General features: G+C 69.5%; 17 protein-coding genes and 1 tRNA gene. 16 read left to right on the plus strand and 2 right to left on the minus strand.

Features of this window, described 5'->3' with window-relative positions; all coding sequences use genetic code 11:
- Positions 1-117: 117 nt before the first annotated feature.
- Positions 118-2,598 carry an Rne/Rng family ribonuclease gene (locus tag AC3RJ7_RS07555; RefSeq protein WP_491455170.1) on the plus strand — a complete coding sequence of 827 codons (2,481 nt, stop codon included), beginning with the start codon at positions 118-120 and terminating at the stop codon, positions 2,596-2,598.
- On the opposite strand, the gene AC3RJ7_RS07560 is transcribed toward AC3RJ7_RS07555, so the two are convergent.
- Entirely contained in the window at positions 2,590-2,880 is a 291-nt protein-coding gene (locus AC3RJ7_RS07560; RefSeq protein WP_491455171.1) for a DUF4031 domain-containing protein, read from the minus strand. The genes AC3RJ7_RS07555 and AC3RJ7_RS07560 overlap by 9 nt on opposite strands.
- Before the next feature lie 240 nt (positions 2,881-3,120).
- Between AC3RJ7_RS07560 and rplU the strand changes: the two genes are divergently transcribed.
- From rplU to AC3RJ7_RS07620, 12 genes are all read left to right on the plus strand, one after another.
- Positions 3,121-3,429 carry a 50S ribosomal protein L21 gene (gene rplU, locus AC3RJ7_RS07565; protein ID WP_136706928.1) on the plus strand — a complete coding sequence of 103 codons (309 nt, stop codon included), beginning with the start codon at positions 3,121-3,123 and terminating at the stop codon, positions 3,427-3,429.
- 28 nt (positions 3,430-3,457) lie between these two features.
- Positions 3,458-3,715, plus strand: coding sequence for a 50S ribosomal protein L27 (rpmA, locus tag AC3RJ7_RS07570; RefSeq protein WP_491455172.1), 258 nt, complete (start codon positions 3,458-3,460; stop codon positions 3,713-3,715).
- 86 nt (positions 3,716-3,801) lie between these two features.
- Entirely contained in the window at positions 3,802-5,337 is a 1,536-nt protein-coding gene (obgE, locus tag AC3RJ7_RS07575) for a GTPase ObgE (RefSeq protein WP_491455173.1), read from the plus strand.
- Positions 5,334-6,116, plus strand: a complete 783-nt coding sequence (gene proB, locus AC3RJ7_RS07580; protein WP_491455174.1) for a glutamate 5-kinase — start codon at positions 5,334-5,336, stop codon at positions 6,114-6,116. Before obgE ends, proB begins: the two co-directional genes overlap by 4 nt.
- Positions 6,117-6,161: 45 nt before the next feature.
- Positions 6,162-7,430, plus strand: coding sequence for a glutamate-5-semialdehyde dehydrogenase (locus AC3RJ7_RS07585; RefSeq protein WP_491455175.1), 1,269 nt, complete (start codon positions 6,162-6,164; stop codon positions 7,428-7,430).
- Positions 7,431-7,500: 70 nt separating this feature from the next.
- On the plus strand, positions 7,501-7,719 hold the full coding sequence (locus AC3RJ7_RS07590; RefSeq protein ID WP_491455176.1) for a hypothetical protein: 219 nt from the start codon (positions 7,501-7,503) through the stop codon (positions 7,717-7,719).
- 16 nt (positions 7,720-7,735) lie between these two features.
- Entirely contained in the window at positions 7,736-8,335 is a 600-nt protein-coding gene (nadD, locus tag AC3RJ7_RS07595; protein WP_491455177.1) for a nicotinate-nucleotide adenylyltransferase, read from the plus strand.
- Positions 8,332-9,585, plus strand: a complete 1,254-nt coding sequence (locus AC3RJ7_RS07600) for a hypothetical protein (RefSeq protein WP_491455178.1) — start codon at positions 8,332-8,334, stop codon at positions 9,583-9,585. Before nadD ends, AC3RJ7_RS07600 begins: the two co-directional genes overlap by 4 nt.
- Before the next feature lie 42 nt (positions 9,586-9,627).
- The gene (gene rsfS / locus AC3RJ7_RS07605) at positions 9,628-9,990 is read left to right on the plus strand and encodes a ribosome silencing factor (RefSeq protein WP_491455179.1); all 363 of its coding nucleotides are present in this window, start codon (positions 9,628-9,630) and stop codon (positions 9,988-9,990) included.
- Positions 9,991-10,106: 116 nt separating this feature from the next.
- Positions 10,107-10,182: transfer RNA gene (locus AC3RJ7_RS07610), tRNA-Ala, on the plus strand.
- A 175-nt stretch (positions 10,183-10,357) separates the two neighbouring features.
- Positions 10,358-10,585, plus strand: coding sequence for a helix-turn-helix transcriptional regulator (locus AC3RJ7_RS07615; protein WP_244853949.1), 228 nt, complete (start codon positions 10,358-10,360; stop codon positions 10,583-10,585).
- Between the two features lie 46 nt (positions 10,586-10,631).
- The gene (locus tag AC3RJ7_RS07620; protein ID WP_491455180.1) at positions 10,632-11,843 is read left to right on the plus strand and encodes a tyrosine-type recombinase/integrase; all 1,212 of its coding nucleotides are present in this window, start codon (positions 10,632-10,634) and stop codon (positions 11,841-11,843) included.
- A gap of 455 nt (positions 11,844-12,298) precedes the next feature.
- Here AC3RJ7_RS07620 and AC3RJ7_RS07625 read toward each other — a convergent pair whose 3' ends face one another.
- A complete protein-coding gene (locus AC3RJ7_RS07625; protein ID WP_244853951.1) occupies positions 12,299-12,871 on the minus strand; it encodes a TetR/AcrR family transcriptional regulator in 573 nt (190 codons plus the stop codon).
- 147 nt (positions 12,872-13,018) lie between these two features.
- On the opposite strand from AC3RJ7_RS07625, the gene AC3RJ7_RS07630 reads away from it, so the two are divergent.
- The 3 genes from AC3RJ7_RS07630 to AC3RJ7_RS07640 all read left to right on the plus strand — a co-directional run bounded on the left by AC3RJ7_RS07630 (position 13,019) and on the right by AC3RJ7_RS07640 (position 16,888).
- The gene (locus tag AC3RJ7_RS07630; RefSeq protein WP_491455181.1) at positions 13,019-14,695 is read left to right on the plus strand and encodes a CocE/NonD family hydrolase; all 1,677 of its coding nucleotides are present in this window, start codon (positions 13,019-13,021) and stop codon (positions 14,693-14,695) included.
- On the plus strand, positions 14,692-15,171 hold the full coding sequence (locus AC3RJ7_RS07635) for a DUF3237 domain-containing protein (RefSeq protein WP_491455182.1): 480 nt from the start codon (positions 14,692-14,694) through the stop codon (positions 15,169-15,171). The genes AC3RJ7_RS07630 and AC3RJ7_RS07635 overlap by 4 nt, the downstream gene beginning before the upstream one ends.
- A 67-nt stretch (positions 15,172-15,238) precedes the next feature.
- On the plus strand, positions 15,239-16,888 hold the full coding sequence (locus AC3RJ7_RS07640; protein WP_491455183.1) for an ABC transporter substrate-binding protein: 1,650 nt from the start codon (positions 15,239-15,241) through the stop codon (positions 16,886-16,888).
- The last annotated feature ends 61 nt before the right edge of the window (positions 16,889-16,949 follow it).

Below are 16,949 nucleotides of genomic sequence, written 5' to 3' on the forward strand. Positions count from 1 at the left end.
GGCACCCGCCGATCGCAGAAGTGAAGGTTCGGCGGTTCTGCGCATGGCGCGGTACCGCTCCAGAGGAGTACGGATCCACGGCGCGGCCGAGGCATCCGGTGTAGGAGTGCACCAGAGATGGTGGAAGGCAACGAGAAGAACACCAACGAACCCGATTCGCGCGGGGCGGCGCCCAAGCGTCGCGGCGGCCTCTTCGGGTCCCGGCGATCGCGTCGGGCCACCAGCGATTCGGCCGTCGAGTCCGCGCCCGCCGAGTCGGTGACGCCCGAGGCGGTCCCCACCGCGGATGTCGCGGCCGAGGCCGCTCCCGCGGGCGTCGAGGCCCCAGCGGCCGAGCCCGAGGCGGAGGCGGTCACCGAGGAGCCCTCGGTCGAGGCGTCCCCGGTCGAAGAGCCGGCTCCGGTCGTCTCGCCGATCCCCGCGACCCTCACGACGACGTCGCTCATCTTCCACGCGCCTCCCGTGTTCGAGGTGCCCGAGCGCGACGAGCCGCAGGCCGAGGAGGCGTCGAGCGTTCGCCGCCGCACCCGCCGCCGCTCCGGTGAAGACAGCCGGCCCACCGGCGACGAGCCCGCCAACAACGTCGTCAAGGTGCGCAAGCCCCGCGAGCCCGAGCTCATCACCGAGCCCCAGAAGGTCAAGGGCTCGACGCGTCTCGAGGCGAAGAAGCAGCGTCGCCGCGACGGTCGGGACGCGGGCCGTCGCCGCGCGGTGATCACCGAGGCCGAGTTCCTCGCCCGCCGCGAGTCGGTCGACCGTTCGATGGTCGTCCGCGAGAAGGGCGGTCGCATCCAGATCGGCGTGCTGGAGGACGGGGTGCTCGTCGAGCACTACGTCGCCCGCAACCAGGATGCATCCCTGATCGGGAATGTCTACCTCGGCCGCGTGCAGAACGTGCTGCCGAGCATGGAGGCCGCGTTCGTCGACATCGGCCGCGGGCGCAACGCGGTGCTCTACTCGGGCGAGGTCGACTGGGAGGCCGCCGCCGAGAACGGCGAGAAGAACCAGCCCCGTCGCATCGAGCTCGCGCTGAAGCCCGGCGACCGCGTGCTCGTGCAGGTCACGAAGGACCCGGTGGGCCACAAGGGCGCGCGGCTCACGAGCCAGGTCTCGCTGCCCGGTCGCTACCTCGTGTACGTGCCGAACGGCTCGATGAACGGCATCAGCCGCAAGCTCCCCGACACCGAGCGCGCGCGCCTCAAGAAGATCCTCAAGGAGGTGCTGCCCGAGAACCAGGGCGTGATCGTGCGCACCGCGGCGGAGGGCGCGACCGAGGAGCAGCTGACGCTCGACGTCAACCGGCTGATCGCGCAGTGGGCCGACATCCAGCAGACGCTCGAGAAGGTGCAGGCGCCCGCACTCCTGCACTCCGAGCCCGACCTGCTCATCAAGATCGTCCGCGACGTCTTCAACGAGGACTTCCAGAAGCTCATCATCGAGGGCGACGCCGCGCGCCAGACGATCGAGAAGTACCTGCGCGCCGTCGCGCCCGACCTGCTCGAGCGGGTCGAGGCGTACGCGGGCGAGCGCGACTCGTTCGACGAGTTCCGCATCACCGAGCAGATCGAGAAGGCGCTCGACCGCAAGGTCTGGCTGCCGTCGGGCGGGTCGCTCATCATCGACCGCACCGAGGCGATGACCGTCGTCGACGTCAACACCGGAAAGTTCGTCGGCTCGGGCGGCAACCTCGAGGAGACGGTCACGAAGAACAACCTCGAGGCGGCCGAGGAGATCGTGCGCCAGCTGCGCCTGCGCGACATCGGCGGCATCATCGTCGTCGACTTCATCGACATGGTGCTCGAGTCGAACCGCGACCTCGTGCTCCGACGGCTCGTCGAGTGCCTCTCGCGCGATCGCACGAAGCACCAGGTCGCGGAGGTCACCTCGCTCGGCCTCGTGCAGATGACCCGCAAGAAGCTCGGCCTCGGCCTCCTCGAGTCCTTCAGCGAGCCCTGCGAGGTCTGCGCGGGCCGCGGCATCATCGTGCACCACGAGCCGATCCTGAAGCACCGCGCGCCGCAGCAGCCCGAGCGTCGTCGCAACCGTGGGGGCGGCCAGTCGCAGCCGCAGCAGCCGGCGACGCCCGCCGCGCCGCATGCCGGCACGCACGCCATCACCGACGACGCGAAGCACGCGCTCGCGCAGATCGCGGCATCGACCATTCCGCACACCGAGTCGAAGGGCGACGAGGCGAGCACGCCGGTGCCCGCCGAGGCGCCCGCCGCGGAGTCGACGGGCGAAGCGCCCTCCGGTCGTCGTCGCGGACGGCACCGTCGGGTTTCCCAGGAGTCGGTCCCGGCCGACTCCGGCGCCGCGCCCGTCACCGCCGAGGCTCCCGCGGAGTCCGGAGCCTCCGAGGCGGCACTGCCGATCATCGACCTGCCCGAGCCGACCGTCGAGCGCAAGCGCCCGGTGCCGACGGCCGAGGCCGAGGTGCTGCTCGACTCGGTCCTCGACTCGCTTCCCGCGCCGAAGAAGGCGGGGGAGGGCCGTACCCGCAGTCGGCGCGTGTCCACCGCCGCCCTCAGCGCCGGCGGGTCGATCCCCGTGATCACCCGCGCCGACGCCGACGGCGAGGCATCCGACCGCTCAGAGTGACGAGTCGCCCGCGCGGTCGCGCCGCTCGCGCGGCGTGACCCGCAGGCCGCTCCGTCGGAGCCGGCGCACGAGCTCGCGCGGGCTCACGGGTTCGGCGCCCGCCGCCACGAGCTCGTCGTAACGCTCGACGGGAACGTCGTAGTGGTCGAGGTCGAACGCCCGTTGCGGCAGGTCGACCCTTCGCGCGAAGGCCTGCAGCTCGTCGATCGACTCGTCGCTCACGAGGTGCGCCCAGACGGTGCCGTGCTTCGGCCAGAGGGGCGTGTCGATGAGGACGGTCATGAGGGGATGCTACGCGCGGACGCCGCGCGACGCGCCGACGGTGCGCGTTTGACCGCCCCCGGGTCATCCGGTAAACTCGACCGTTGGTGCCGCTGCTTATCCCAGCGCGCACCGTCTTGCAGTTCGCTCTGCACATCGTTTTCTGGCAGTCACCACCCTTCTTCCCGCTGGGGCGACCGCGCAGTGACAATCCCATCAGGCAGACGGAGCCGAGAGGCTCCCCAGAGATAGGTACGAGTAGTGGTTTACGCAGTAGTGCGCGCCGGCGGTCGGCAGGAGAAGGTCGAAGTCGGCACCATCGTGACGATGGACCGCATCAAGGCTGACAAGGACGGCAACGTCCAGCTCACCCCGGTGCTCCTCGTCGACGGTGACAAGATCACCTCCGACGCCAAGTCGCTCGCGAAGGTCACGGTCACGGCCGAGGTTCTCAACGACCTCCGCGGCCCGAAGATCGTGATCCAGAAGTTCAAGAACAAGACCGGCTACAAGAAGCGCCAGGGCCACCGTCAGGAGCTCACGCGCGTCAAGGTCACCGGCATCAAGTAACCCCCGCGGCGTCCAAGGAGAATCAGACATGGCACACAAAAAGGGAGCGAGCTCCACTCGCAACGGTCGTGACTCGAACGCGCAGCGCCTCGGCGTGAAGCGCTTCGGCGGCCAGGTCGTCGGCGCCGGCGAGATCATCGTCCGCCAGCGCGGCACCCACTTCCACCCGGGCGCGGGCGTCGGTCGCGGTGGCGACGACACCCTGTTCGCGCTCGAGGCCGGCGCGGTGCAGTTCGGCACCAAGGGCGGCCGCAAGGTCGTCAACATCGTGGCGGTCGGCGAATAGTCGACCGACGACGGTCTTCGTGAGGGCGGGCTTCGGCTCGCCCTCACGTGTTTCATCACCCGGTTCATCGCTCAGGAGGGTTCGGCATGGTCAGCTTCGTCGACGAGGTGACGCTGTATCTGCGCGCCGGCCACGGCGGCAACGGCTGCGTCTCGGTGCGCCGTGAGAAGTTCAAGCCGCTCGCCGGCCCCGACGGCGGCAACGGCGGCCACGGCGGCGACATCGTGCTCGTCGCCGACCCGCAGGTGACGACGCTGCTCGCGTACCACGGCCGCCCGCACCGCTCCTCGGCGAACGGGCAGCCCGGCCAGGGCGACAACCGTTCGGGCGCCGCCGGAGAACCCCTCGAGCTCCCCGTGCCGGTCGGCACCGTCGTGAAGGACGACGAGGGCAACGAACTCGCCGACCTCGCCGAGCCCGGGCTGCGCTACGTCGCGGCCGCAGGCGGCCTCGGCGGCCTCGGCAACGCGGCGCTCGCGACCACGAAGCGCAAGGCGCCCGGGTTCGCGCTGCTCGGCACCGACGGCGACGAGCACGAGATCCGGCTCGAGCTGAAGACGATCGCCGACGTCGCGCTCGTGGGCTTCCCGAGCGCGGGCAAGTCGAGCCTCATCGCGGCGCTCTCGGCCGCGCGCCCGAAGATCGCCGACTACCCGTTCACGACCCTCCACCCGAACCTCGGCGTCGTGCAGGCCGGCGACCACCGATACACCGTCGCCGACGTCCCGGGCCTCATCGAGGGCGCGAGCGAGGGCAAGGGCCTCGGGCTCGAGTTCCTGCGGCACGTCGAGCGCTGCTCGGCGCTCCTGCACGTGATCGATTGCGCGACGCTCGAGTCGGGCCGCGACCCGATCAGCGACCTCGACGTCATCCTCGCGGAGCTCGCCGCGTACCCCGTCCCCGAGGGGCAGATCCCGCTGCTCGAGCGTCCGCAGCTCGTCGCGCTGAACAAGGTCGACGTGCCCGAGGCGCGCGAACTCGCCGACTTCGTGCGGCCCGATCTCGAGGCGCGGGGCTACCGCGTGTTCGAGATCTCGACCGTGAGCCACGAGGGACTCCGCCAGCTCGGTTTCGCACTCGGCGAGCTCGTCGACCGCGCCCGCGCCGAGGCGGCCGCCGCGCCCGAGCCCGAGCGCATCGTCATGCATCCCCGGGCCGTCGACGAGGTGGAGTTCACCGTGCGGCCCGAGGGCGGCAGCTACGGCACGATCTACCGGATCCTCGGCAAGAAGCCCGAGCGGTGGGTGCAGCAGACCGACTTCGCGAACGACGAGGCGGTCGGTTACCTCGCGGACCGCCTCGCCCGCCTCGGCGTCGAGGACGAGCTCGTGCGGGCCGGCGCCGTCGCCGGGTCGACCGTCGTCATCGGCAAGGGGCAGGGCGTCGTCTTCGACTGGGAGCCGACCCTCACCTCGACCGCCGAGCTCATCACGTCCCCGCGCGGCACCGACGTGCGCCTCGACGAGAACCGGCGCGCGACCCGCGCGGAGCGCAAGAGCGACTACCACGAGCGGATGGACGCGAAGGCCGAGGCCCGGGCCGAGCTCGAGCGCGAGCGCGAGGCCGGCATCTGGGGCGACGAGGGCGACGGCGAGGTCGAGCCCGACGAGGGCGACCGATGAAGCTCCGGTCGCAGGCGGAGGTGCCAAGCGCACGGCGCATCGTCGTGAAGGTCGGCTCCTCGTCGATCAGCGGCGAGAACACCGGTCAGATCGCGCCCCTCGTCGACGCACTCGCCGCGGCGCACGCCCGCGGTACCGAGGTCGTGCTCGTCTCGTCGGGTGCGATCGCGACCGGGATGCCGTACCTGCGCCTCGACGCGCGCCCGAACGACCTCGCCACGCAGCAGGCCGCGGCATCGGTCGGCCAGAACCTCCTCATGGTGCGCTATCAGGACGCCCTCGACCGCTACGACATCATCGCCGGACAGGTGCTGCTGACCGCGGGCGACCTCGAGAACGACACCCCCCGGGTGAACGCGCAGCGCGCGATCGATCGCCTCCTGGCGCTGCGCATCATGCCGATCGTCAACGAGAACGACACCGTCGCGACCCACGAGATCCGCTTCGGCGACAACGACCGCCTCGCGGCGCTCGTGGCCGAGCTCATCGATGCCGACCTGCTCGTGCTCCTCTCCGACGTCGACGCGCTCTACACGAAGCCGCCGCACCTGCCCGGCGCCGAGCGCATCGAGCGCGTCGCTTTCGGCGACGAGCTCGCGGGTGTGGAGATCGGCTCAGTCGGTCGAGCGGGCGTCGGCACGGGGGGCGCGGAGACGAAGGTCTCCGCCGCACGCGTCGCCGCCGAGGCCGGTGCCGCCGTGCTCATCACGGCGACCCCGCTCGTCGCGGAGGCCCTCGCCGGCGCCGCGCTCGGCACCTGGTTCGAGCCCGCTCCCTGACGTCACACGGCGCTCCGCACGCGACGGCTCGCCTAGGCTTGGAGCATGGAGCAGCCCGACCTCGACCCCGCCGTGCTCGATGAGCGGTTCGCCGCGGCCAAGGCGGCCTCGTACCGGCTCGCCCGGGCCTCGACGGCCGAGAAGGACGCCGCCCTCGCCGAGGTCGCCGCGATCCTGCGCGAGCGCGCCGACGAGATCGTCGCGGCGAACGCGCGCGACCTCGAAGCCGGCCGCGAGAACGGCCTCTCGACGGGCCTGCTCGACCGGTTGACGCTCGATGTGCGACGGGTCGGCGCCCTCGCCGACGCGGTACTCGAGGTGATCGCCCTCACCGACCCGATCGGCGAGACGGTGAGCGGCCGTTCGCTGCCGAGCGGGGTCCGCATCGACCAGGTGCGGGTGCCGCTCGGCGTCGTCGGCGCGATCTACGAGGCTCGGCCGAACGTGACGATCGACATCGCGGTGCTCGCGCTCAAGAGCGGGAACGCGGTCGTGCTGCGCGGCGGCAGCGCCGCCGAGCAGACGAACGCCGTGCTCGTCGACGTGCTGCGCGCCGCACTCGAACGGGCCGGGCTGCCGGGCGACGCCGTCCAGACGGTCGACGACTTCGGTCGCGCGGGCGCGCGCCACCTCATGCAGGCGCGCGAGTACGTCGACGTGCTGATCCCGCGGGGGAGCGCAGGGCTCATCCGCGCCGTCGTCGACGAGGCGCGCGTGCCGGTGATCGAGACCGGTGCGGGCGTCGTGCACATGTTCCTCGACGAGAGCGCCCCCGAGGAGTGGGCGGTCGAGCTGGTGCACAACGCCAAGGTGCAGCGGCCGAGCGTGTGCAACGCGCTCGAGACGCTGCTCGTGCACCGTGCCGCCGCCGAACGGCTGCTGCCGGCCGTGATCGACCGGCTCGAGGCATCCGGCGTGACCGTTCACGCCGACGAGCGCGCACGTGCGATCCGCCCCGAGACCGTCCCGGTCACCGACGGCGACTGGGCGACCGAGCACATGAGCCTCGATCTCTCGGTCGGCGTCGTCGATTCGCTCGACGACGCGCTCGCGCACATCCGCCGGTACTCGACGAAGCACACGGAGGCGATCGTCACGAACGACCTCGGCAACGCCGAGCGCTTCCTCAACGAGGTCGATGCCGCAGCCGTGATGGTGAACGCCTCCACGCGCTTCACCGACGGCGCCGAGTTCGGCTTCGGCGCCGAGGTCGGCATCTCCACGCAGAAGCTCCACGCCCGCGGCCCGATGGGCCTGCCGCAGCTCACGAGCACGAAGTGGATCGTCCGCGGCGCGGGTCACGTGCGCGCCTGAGCACATCACGCCCCGCGACCTCGCTAGACTGGCGGGAGCGTTACCCGCAGGATTCGAAAGGAACGGCCGAATGAGCCTCACCACCGCAGCGTTGACCGGAACGGTGCTCACCGAGACGGTGCACGCGCGAGAGCTGCCGGTCGAAGCCTGGGTGTACGGGCTCGTCGCCATCATCATCTTCGCCATCCTCGGCGTCGTCACCGCGTCGTACCGCGACGTCGCGAACCGTCACCGCGCCAAGGCCGAGGCGTACGCCGCCCGCCACTCGGGCGACGGGCACGGTCACTGAGGCGAGTGGTCGCCCGGTGACGCTGCCGGGCCGCCGATCCCGAGTCGGGATCATGGGCGGCACGTTCGATCCCATCCATCACGGCCACCTCGTGGCCGCGAGCGAGGTCGCGCAGTCGCACGACCTCGACGAGGTGATCTTCGTGCCGACCGGTCAGCCGAGTTACAAGACGGTCGTCACGCCGGCCGAGCACCGGTACCTCATGACGGTGATCGCGACGGCGTCGAACCCGCGGTTCACCGTGAGCCGGGTCGACATCGACCGGGCGAAGGCGACGTTCACGATCGACACGCTGCGCGACATCCGACGAGAGCGTCCCGATGCCGATCTCTTCTTCATCACCGGTGCCGACGCGATCGCCCAGATCCTCAGCTGGAAGGACGTCGACGAGCTGTGGCAACTCGCCCACTTCGTTGCTGTGAGTCGCCCGGGACATGTGCTGAGCGTTTCGGGATTGCCGGAGCAAGACGTAAGCTTGCTTGAAGTTCCGGCACTGGCGATCTCGTCGACCGACTGCCGGAGCAGGGTGCGCCGGGGTTTCCCGGTGTGGTACTTGGTCCCCGATGGGGTCGTCCAGTACATCTCCAAGCACCATCTCTACCGGAGTGTCGAATGACGTCGTCGAACGAACCGCCGCTCACTCGTCGTGAGCTGCGGGAGCGAGAGCGCCTGCGCGAGCAGCAGGCCGCTTCGTCGACCCCCGACACCACTCCGCCGTCGTTCGCCGCGCCGCAGCCGCCGGCCGCCGCGCCGCAATCGGCGGTGCCCGTTCCGCAGACTCCGGTCGCTCCGTCGCCTGCGGCTCCGCCGGTGAATTCGCAGTTCGCGGCTCCCGTGTCCGCCGCCGCGCAGGTGGCGCCCAGCCCGAGCTACGCGCCGGCCCGCCCTGCGACCGGCTTCGACGCGGTGATCGCGACGCCGCAGACGCCGACGCCGTCGCAGCAGCCGCAGCAGAGCCCGTTCGCACCGCGCCCGAGCGCGCCCGTACCCGCGCAGCCGGCCGTCGTGCCCCAGCCGCAGGTCCCGGTCCAGCCGCAGGCGGCACCGATTCCGGCGATCCCGGTCGCTCCGGTGCCGGCCGAGCCCACACCGGCCGCGGCGCCGGTTCCCGGGCAGACGCCCGAACGCACGCTGACGCGCCGTGAGCTCCGTGCAATGCTCGAGGGCACCGCGCTCGACGAACTCGACGACGAGTTCGACGACGTCGCACCGCAGGCCGCGGCGCCGGCCGCTCCGCAGATCGTGAACCCCCAGACGGGGCAGCCCTTCTCGGCGCCCGCCGCCGCGTCGCAGCCGGCATCCCTGCAGCTGCCTGGCGTTCAGCCGGCGATGCCCGCGTCGCTCGCCACCCCGCTCCGGGACGCACCGGCCCCGGGCGCCCCGGCCGCGCCGGCGCATTGGACCTCGCAGCTCGACGTGCCCGACGACCAGCCGTCGGGTCCGTTCGACCAGTTGCTCTCCCGCGGGTCGCTGAGCCACGGCGTACCGACGACGACGAACGCGCTCATCCTGCCGTCGCTGCCCGATCAGGGCGCCTTCGGCGACACGCTCGCCCAGTCGGGCGAGGTGATCGCGACCGGATCGATCGACCTGCCGCGCAGCTACGGCGCGACCGGCGTCCACCCGAGCCAGATCGACTCGTCCGACGTCGACCGCCTGTTCGACAGCATCGAAGATGTCGGCACCGGCGTCGCTCCGGTCGCAGCGACGAGCGCGATCAGCACGCAGGGCGCCGCTCGCACGATGATGGCACCGCCGAAGAAGGAGGGCATGAACGTGCCGCTCGTTCTCGCGGTGACGGCCGGCGTGCTCGCACTCGGCGTCGTCGGCACCCTCGTCATCGGTGCCATGTCGGGCCTGTTCTGATCCACGGCGACTCCGCCGAACCGCCTACCCGGAAGTGAGCGAATGACCGCATCCTCGAAAGCCCTCGACTCCCTGGCCCGCGCCGTCCGCGCGGCCGACGCGAAGGGCGGCGAAGATCTGGTCGCACTGGATGTCTCGGGGCCGCTGCCGTTCGCCGACGTGTTCCTGCTCGTCACCGGCAACTCGGAGCGCAACGTCGTCGCGATCGCCGACGCGGTCGAGGAGGTGCTCGGTCGGGCGAGCCGGCGAGAGGGGCACGATGCCGGGCGCTGGGTGCTGCTCGATTTCGGCGACCTCGTCGTGCACGTGTTCCATCACGAGGAGCGCATGTACTACGGCCTCGAGCGGCTCTGGAACGACTGCCCGGCGCTGCCCGTCGAACCGATGCTCGCGACGAAGTCCTGATCGAGCCGCGAATCGCCCGGGCTGCATCCGCCGATTTCGCGAGGCGGCATCGGCTGGTGTAAGCTCGACATGTTGCCCCGCGAGAGCGGGAAACACGCAGGGCGAGAGTTCTGCACGGGTCTGTGGCGCAGCTGGTAGCGCACCTGCATGGCATGCAGGGGGTCAGGGGTTCGAGTCCCCTCAGATCCACCAAGAACCCCTGATGAATCGAGAGATTTGTCAGGGGTTTCTCTCGTTGAACAGGGCAATTAGGGGTCGTTGGGGCCTTTTTGGGGCCTTTTTCGATTCGGGGGACAGGCTTCCACAGGATTCCACATGTGAAGTCCCCGGACAGCAAGCATTCGGCGTGATGCGCACTCCTAGGAGTATGAGCACATCAACCGATCACACCGTTCCGGCATCGCGGTTCGTCGACGAGCTGGGGGACTACCTGAGCGTCGACGAGTTGGCGCAGTACTTGCAGCTGTCCAAAGAGACGATCTACCACTGGCGTCTCGAGGGAACCGGCCCAAAGGCCACCAAGCTCGGCAAGCATCTGCGATACAGCCGCGAGAACGTTCAGGCCTGGCTGCAGGCCCGAACGGATCGACGGTGACCATGGGTGATGGCCTCGTGCTCTGCGCAGACGGAGGACGACGACGATGCCACGCAGCAGAATGAAGCCCGGATCGCACGGGGAGATCACCTACCAGGACCTGCCGGACGGTCGCGTGCGCGGCACGCTCCGCTTCCGCCGGATCGACGGCAGCTACGGCAAGCGCCGCATCTGTACGGCATCCAAAGCCCAAGCACGGCGATCACTTATTGAGGCGGTCGACAGCGAATACGAGGCGGTCCAGAACCGGAGCGACGGCCTGACCGCCGATTCGTTGTTCATCGACCTCGTGCACGAGTATATGGAGCACGTCGCGTTCACCGGAGATCAACGGGATACGACTCGACACGAGAACCGCCGCCTGATCGAGAAGAAGCTGGCACCGTTGATGGGATCGCTTGCGCTTCGGGAGATCAAAGCGAGCACGGTGCTACGGGTCTACAAGACGATCCACCGGGCGACGCCGCGACAGGCCGACACGTGCAAGGCGCTGATCAGCCAGATTTGCTCCTACGCCGTCATGAACGACCTCATGATCGCCAATCCGGCGCGCGAGGTGAAGAGCGCGAAGCGACGTCCCAAGCCCATCTACGCACCCGACGCGATGGAGCTGGAGAGCTTCCGGGCGTTGATACGCGACTACCAGGATCGCGATGATCGGATGGGGCCGCGGCCATCCGACCTGCTCGGCGATGTCGTGGATCTGATCCTCGCCACCGGCGCTCGCGTGAGCGAGGCGGTCGGTCTCAAGTGGCAATTCGTTGACCTCGACGCCGAACGGCCGAGCATCACGATCGCCGGCAAGATCGTGGACTCCAAAGGCCAGCCGAAGCACTACGAGGACTACCTCAAGTCGGAGTCAGGTTGGCGGCGGATCTCAATTCCAGTCGAACTCGTACCAATGCTCCGTCGCCGCAAGATTGCATCGGGCGGCAACGAGTTCGTCTTTCATACTCGCACTGGGGCACCCAGCGGCACGCAAGATGTGCACCGGTCGCTCCGGCGAGTCCGGGAATGGGCCGGGCTTGAAGAAGAGCTCGTGCCGCACGCGCTCCGCAAGTCAGCGGTGACCGCTGTTGCCGACGCACTCGGCATTGAGGGGGCCGCCCAGTTTGCCGGCCACAAACGTTCGCGCGTCACCGAGCAGTACTACGCGAAGCGTGCCGTTCAGGCTCCCGACACGTCAGTGGTGCTCGGTAGTTTCCAGCGCGTTATGCGTACGCAAGCCGAGGCAGTTGACCTCGAAGTCGCGCGCTGAGTCGTTGGTCATGATGAGCAAATGTTCCCGTCGGGAAAACGACTGGCGCCCGTGCATCCAGCCGCAGAAGCATCCAACCGTATCTCGGCATCGTCGACGTACTCGAGAACTGTTCGATGAAGTTCTGGCGACAGGGAGTGCCCGTCCATTCAGGTCCGACGTCCTCGAAATGAGGGCCTCAGACAAGCGATGTCAGTGCGTGGCGCACGCAGAATTCATGTGCAGTAGGGCTTTGGGCGCGGGCTCTGGTCCGCGCCGTGTGGCGGTTCCAACTTGGAGGAAATCCATCCGTTTGCGTCGGCGGAGGAATACGCCCGCGAACCGTGTTGGTATCTTCCGGGGCATTGAGGGCGATCGCGCGGCATGTCTCCAGCTGCTTGATCCGCCTGGGCTTCGCCGGGCGAGGCGGTCGCGTGCCGCGAGCCGTGATGTTCGTCAAGCAGCTCCGCACAGCGTCAAAGTGCTGCGACGAGTGCATCGGCGGCGGCGCGTGAGCGCGTCATCCGAGTCGGGTCGGCATCGAAGTCACCGAGGAAGACCGAGCCGAGAGCGCAGGTGAGCACGCCGTATGCCACGGTCATGCAGGCGTCGGGCGATGAATCGGGATGGCTTGCGGCGACGAGGTCGGCGAGTTGGAGCCGGGTCGCCGTGTAGGCGGTGGTAAGCACCTCGGCGATCTCGGGGCTGGTGCGCGACAGCTGCACGAAGCCGAGCACGACCGCGTTCTCGCGGTCGGGGGCGCTGAACACGGGGCCGAACAGGTAGTCGAGCGCCGACTCGAGGTCGGTCGTTCCCGCTGGCAGTATCGAGCCGACCTCGCCGATCTGGTCGCCGAAGAGCGCGATCGCCGCGTCCAGCAGCAGCTTGTCACGGTTACCGACGAAATGGCGCACATGGCCGCGCGACATACCGGTCGCGGTGGCGATGCGGTCGAGCGTCGTGCCGTGGATGCCGTGCTCGGCAATCGTCGCCATCGTCGCGTCGAGGATCTGCTCGCGGCGTTCTGCGGCGACGGAGGGGCGTGCCATCGACCCTTCTCCTCTCGTGGGGTGCTCTGCCCGAGTGTAACGTCCGGTCAGTTTAGTCTAGTCCGACTTGACTATTTACGGGGATCTCCGTAACGTGACCGTCACCGCATCGGCATACCCTGCCGAGCACCGTCTCAAAGGAGTGACATGACCGACATCCAGCGCATCCCCCCGGCGCCCGAGAGCCCGCTCTCGAAACCCGTGCGGGTCCGGATGCGCGATGGGGTGCTGCTCGCCGGTGATGTCTACCTGCCCGGTGCACCTGACGCCACTGACTCCGCGCCGGGCGACACGATTCTCATCCGTCTGCCGTACGACAAGTCGGGCGTCTACTGTTTCATCCCGCAGGTCGCCGAGTACCTCGTGCAGCATGGCTACCGGGTCGTCGCGCAGGACGTGCGCGGCAAGTTCCGCTCCGAGGGCGACGCGCTGCTCTTCGTCAACGAGGTTGACGACGGCTACGACACGATCGAGTGGATCACGAAGCAGTCCTGGTCGAACGGCCGGGTCGCGATGTGGGGCGACAGCTATTACGGCTACACGCAGTGGGCGGCCGCCGCGAGTGGCCACCCGGCGCTCAAGGCGATCGCGCCGCGCGTGACCGGTACGAGGCTCGGCGAGCCCGTGCGTCGCGACGCCGCTCAGCGCACCCGGCCGGTCGAGTGGGGCGTCACCTACATGTATCCGCTTACCAACTTCTTCGCCAACGACACGCTGCATTGGGAACCCGACTGGACGCGTCGCGACTTCGCGGCCCAGGCTGAGGAGTTCATGGCCGAAGTCGGTGCTCGCGGGCTGAGCTACGACCAGTGGTACCCGAACCCGGTCGTGCTGCGCCGCTTCCCGAATGGCGACCCGTTCGCCGGGCGATCGGTGCCAGTGCTGCACACCATCGGGTGGTGGGACAACTGCGCCCCGCTGTCGTGGGCCGACGTCGAACAGATCTCTCAGCGCCCGAACTGGGACGCGCATCACTACCTGCGCATCGAGTCGATCGATCACGAGAGCTTTCAGCTGTTCGAGGCCGACGGCGACCGCGTCGCCGACCGCAGCGACGAGCAGATCCGCGACCTCCTGCCGCGCATCCTCGACCCCGCGCTCGCCTTCTTCGAGGTCTTCGTGCGCGGCAACGGATCGGCGGGCAGCCTGCCACGCGTCACCTGGAACCTCGCAGGCACCGACGGCATGCGAGAGAGCGCGGCATGGCCGCCCGCAGGTGCGCGTCGCGTCATCCGGTACGCGACGAGCGAGGGAGGCCTCGCAGTCGAGCCCGCGGCCGATGAGACGGTGCTCGAGTGGGTCCACGATCCCGACGACCTCGTGCCGTCGAGTGTGCCCGACGCGTTCTCCTTCTTGCTGTACCTGCCCGACGAGGCGGCACTCAGCGATCGTGCGGACGTGTTGCACTTCGACTCGCCGCCGCTCGCGGCCGACGTCGATCTCGCGGGTCCGGTCTCGGCTCGCATGCGGATCGCCTCGGACGGGCCAGTCATGGACTGCTTCGTACGAGTGCTCGACGTCGCCCCCGACGGCAGTGCGCTGCGCATCGCGCGCGGCCAGGTGCAGCTGCTCGACGCGAACGACGCCGACGGCCCCGCGGTCGTCGAGATCGACCTCGGTCAGGTCGGGTACCGGCTGCGGGCGGGGCACCGTCTTCGGGTGCAGGTGTCGAGCAGCGACTACCCCGAGTTCCTGCCGCAGACCGGCACGGGCGCCGATCCATGGACCTGGGGCGAGACCCGCGCCAACACCCAGTCGCTCATCGTCGGCGGTGCAGGCGGATTCGAGCTGGACTTCAGCGTCCTCGAAGGAGAACTTCCGTGAAACCCAGCGCTCCCGCCTCGTGGCCGAGCCTCGAGTACGTCTTCGAGATCCGCGCGACCATCGACCCCGAGTTCCACATCGGCCGCGGACCCGACGAACAGCTGTCGTTCACCCCGGTCTCCGGGGGCAGCGTCGCGGGACCGCGGCTGAACGGCGAGGTGCTCGCGGGCGGCGGCGACTGGGCGGTCGAGCGCTCCGGCACCGCGCAACTCGAGGCCCGCTACCTGATCCGCGCCGACGACGGCGCCGTGATCGACATCCTCAACCGCGGCTACTTCCGGGCGACCTCCGAGGTGCTCGAACGGATGGACCGCGGCGAGCACGTGCCCGAGGACGACTCGGGCCTGTACTTCCGCACCGCGCCGGTCTTCCAGACCGACGCGCCCCAGCATCGCTGGCTGGCCGAGCACCAGTTCGTCGGCCTCGCCCGCGACGAGGACGACCAGGTCTGCATCCGCGTCTTCCTGGTCGCCTGAATCCCCGGCCGCGGTATTCCCCACACGGCCCCATAACCCCGCATCACCGACCGAACGGACCCCCACCATGAACCGAATCCGACTCGCGGCAGGCGCCGTCGCCTGCGCCGCGTTGCTCGCCCTGACCGCGTGCACCCCTCGTGACAGCGCCGAGGTCGATGGCGACCCCGGCGAGGTCACGATCGTCGACGCGCTGCCCGCGGGCACGAAGGCCGTCGATGAGGTCACCTGGGCGATCGCCGAGGGCGAGCCCGCCACCCTGAACCCGGCCGCATCGGCGAACCTCATCATCCCGAACCTGTGCGACAATCTGCTGTCGCTGCAGCCCGACTTCTCGATCGAGCCAGGCATCGCGACGAGCGCCGAGTTCGTCGACCCGGTGACGTTCGTCATCGAGCTGCGCGACGACGTGACCTTCTGGGACGGCAGCCCCGTGACCGCCGACGATGTGGTTTACAGCCTGCGGCAGGGCATGAACCCCGAGTCGCAGTGGTACGGCGCGTTCGCGCTCGTCGTGCCCGACCCCGCCACCGGCATCGTCGCCACCGGGCCGAACGAGGTCACCGTGCACTTCGTCGCGCCCGACTCGAGCTTCCGCGACGCGCTCGCCGGCCAGGGCGGCGCGGTCATGCAGCAGGCGTTCGGCGAGGCGGCCGGTGACGCGCTCGGCACGCCCGAGGGCGGGCTCATGTGCACGGGCCCCTACGAGCTCGGCGACGGCGGCTGGAAGCCGGGCAGCGAGATCACGACGACCGCGAACGCGGACTACTGGAACGGCGCACCGCTCGTGAAGACGCTGACCTACACCTTCGTGAACGACGGGTCGACGCTCGCGACCGCCCTCACGCAGGGCGAGATCGACGGCGCCATCAACGTCTCGCCGAGCTCGCGCGCGGTCTTCGAGGGCGACGGCGCCGGCATTCTCACGATCGGCCACTCGACGGCCTCGTACAGCTTCGGCCCGACGACCGCCACGGGTCCCGCGGCGAACCCGAAGATCCGTCAGGCGCTCAGCCTCGCGATCGACCGCGAGCAGTACCTGCAGACCGTCGTGAACGGCCTCGGCTACGTGCAGAAGACCCTCGTGCCCGAGTTCTCGTTCCAGGCGATGGCGGAGGCCGACGTGTACCAGGCCGGCTACGACGCGCTCGCGGACCCCGAGGTCGACCTCGAGCAGGCGAAGCAGCTCGTCGCCGACAGCGGCGAGGACGTGAGCGAGCCGCTCGTCATCGCGGTGCCCGCGGGCGCCAAAGAGTTCGAGCAGACCGCGACCATCATGCAGGCCGCGGGCGAGAAGATCGGCCTCGACCTCGAGATCGACGAGATGCAGGCCTCCGACTTCGGTGCGCTGTTCTACGACCCCGCCAAGCGCGAGGGCGTCGACTTCGTCGCGACGCAGGGGTATCTCGAGACTCCGGGCGTGCTCGGCTACCCGTCGCTGTTCGTGCTGCCCGCCGAACAGGGCGGCATCTTCAACTGGAGCGGCTACGACGACGTCGAGGTGACCGCGCACATGATGGCCGCCCGCAACGCGACCGACGCCGAGACGGCCGCGAACGAGTTCGTCGCCGCGCAGGCCGTCTACGCCCCCGACCAGCTGCAGGTCACGCTCGCGGGCACGTACCAGCTCACCTACCTGAACGACGACCTCACGGGGGTCACCACGTCGGTCGCCGCGTACAGCAGCCCCTGGGCGCTGCACCTCGGTGGCAAGTAGGGCGGCGACGGTTGCGCACGCGAAGCTGCGTTCGCGAACTGAGCGCGAAGAGAGGAACGGC

It is taken from the genome of Agromyces solani, assembly GCF_058349925.1.

Excerpts from the sequence above, each read along its gene's own strand:
- AC3RJ7_RS07640 (WP_491455183.1), top strand. The coding sequence starts at position 15,239 with ATGAACCGAATCCGACTCGCGGCAGGCGCCGTCGCCTGCGCCGCGTTG.
- AC3RJ7_RS07625 (WP_244853951.1), bottom strand. The coding sequence starts at position 12,871 with ATGGCACGCCCCTCCGTCGCCGCAGAACGCCGCGAGCAGATCCTCGAC.
- AC3RJ7_RS07555 (WP_491455170.1), top strand. The coding sequence starts at position 118 with ATGGTGGAAGGCAACGAGAAGAACACCAACGAACCCGATTCGCGCGGG.
- AC3RJ7_RS07630 (WP_491455181.1), top strand. The coding sequence starts at position 13,019 with ATGACCGACATCCAGCGCATCCCCCCGGCGCCCGAGAGCCCGCTCTCG.
- proB (WP_491455174.1), top strand. The coding sequence starts at position 5,334 with ATGAAGCTCCGGTCGCAGGCGGAGGTGCCAAGCGCACGGCGCATCGTC.
- AC3RJ7_RS07585 (WP_491455175.1), top strand. The coding sequence starts at position 6,162 with ATGGAGCAGCCCGACCTCGACCCCGCCGTGCTCGATGAGCGGTTCGCC.
- AC3RJ7_RS07600 (WP_491455178.1), top strand. The coding sequence starts at position 8,332 with ATGACGTCGTCGAACGAACCGCCGCTCACTCGTCGTGAGCTGCGGGAG.
- obgE (WP_491455173.1), top strand. The coding sequence starts at position 3,802 with ATGGTCAGCTTCGTCGACGAGGTGACGCTGTATCTGCGCGCCGGCCAC.
- AC3RJ7_RS07560 (WP_491455171.1), bottom strand. The coding sequence starts at position 2,880 with ATGACCGTCCTCATCGACACGCCCCTCTGGCCGAAGCACGGCACCGTC.
- AC3RJ7_RS07615 (WP_244853949.1), top strand. The coding sequence starts at position 10,358 with ATGAGCACATCAACCGATCACACCGTTCCGGCATCGCGGTTCGTCGAC.
- rsfS (WP_491455179.1), top strand. The coding sequence starts at position 9,628 with ATGACCGCATCCTCGAAAGCCCTCGACTCCCTGGCCCGCGCCGTCCGC.
- AC3RJ7_RS07590 (WP_491455176.1), top strand. The coding sequence starts at position 7,501 with ATGAGCCTCACCACCGCAGCGTTGACCGGAACGGTGCTCACCGAGACG.
- AC3RJ7_RS07620 (WP_491455180.1), top strand. The coding sequence starts at position 10,632 with ATGCCACGCAGCAGAATGAAGCCCGGATCGCACGGGGAGATCACCTAC.
- rpmA (WP_491455172.1), top strand. The coding sequence starts at position 3,458 with ATGGCACACAAAAAGGGAGCGAGCTCCACTCGCAACGGTCGTGACTCG.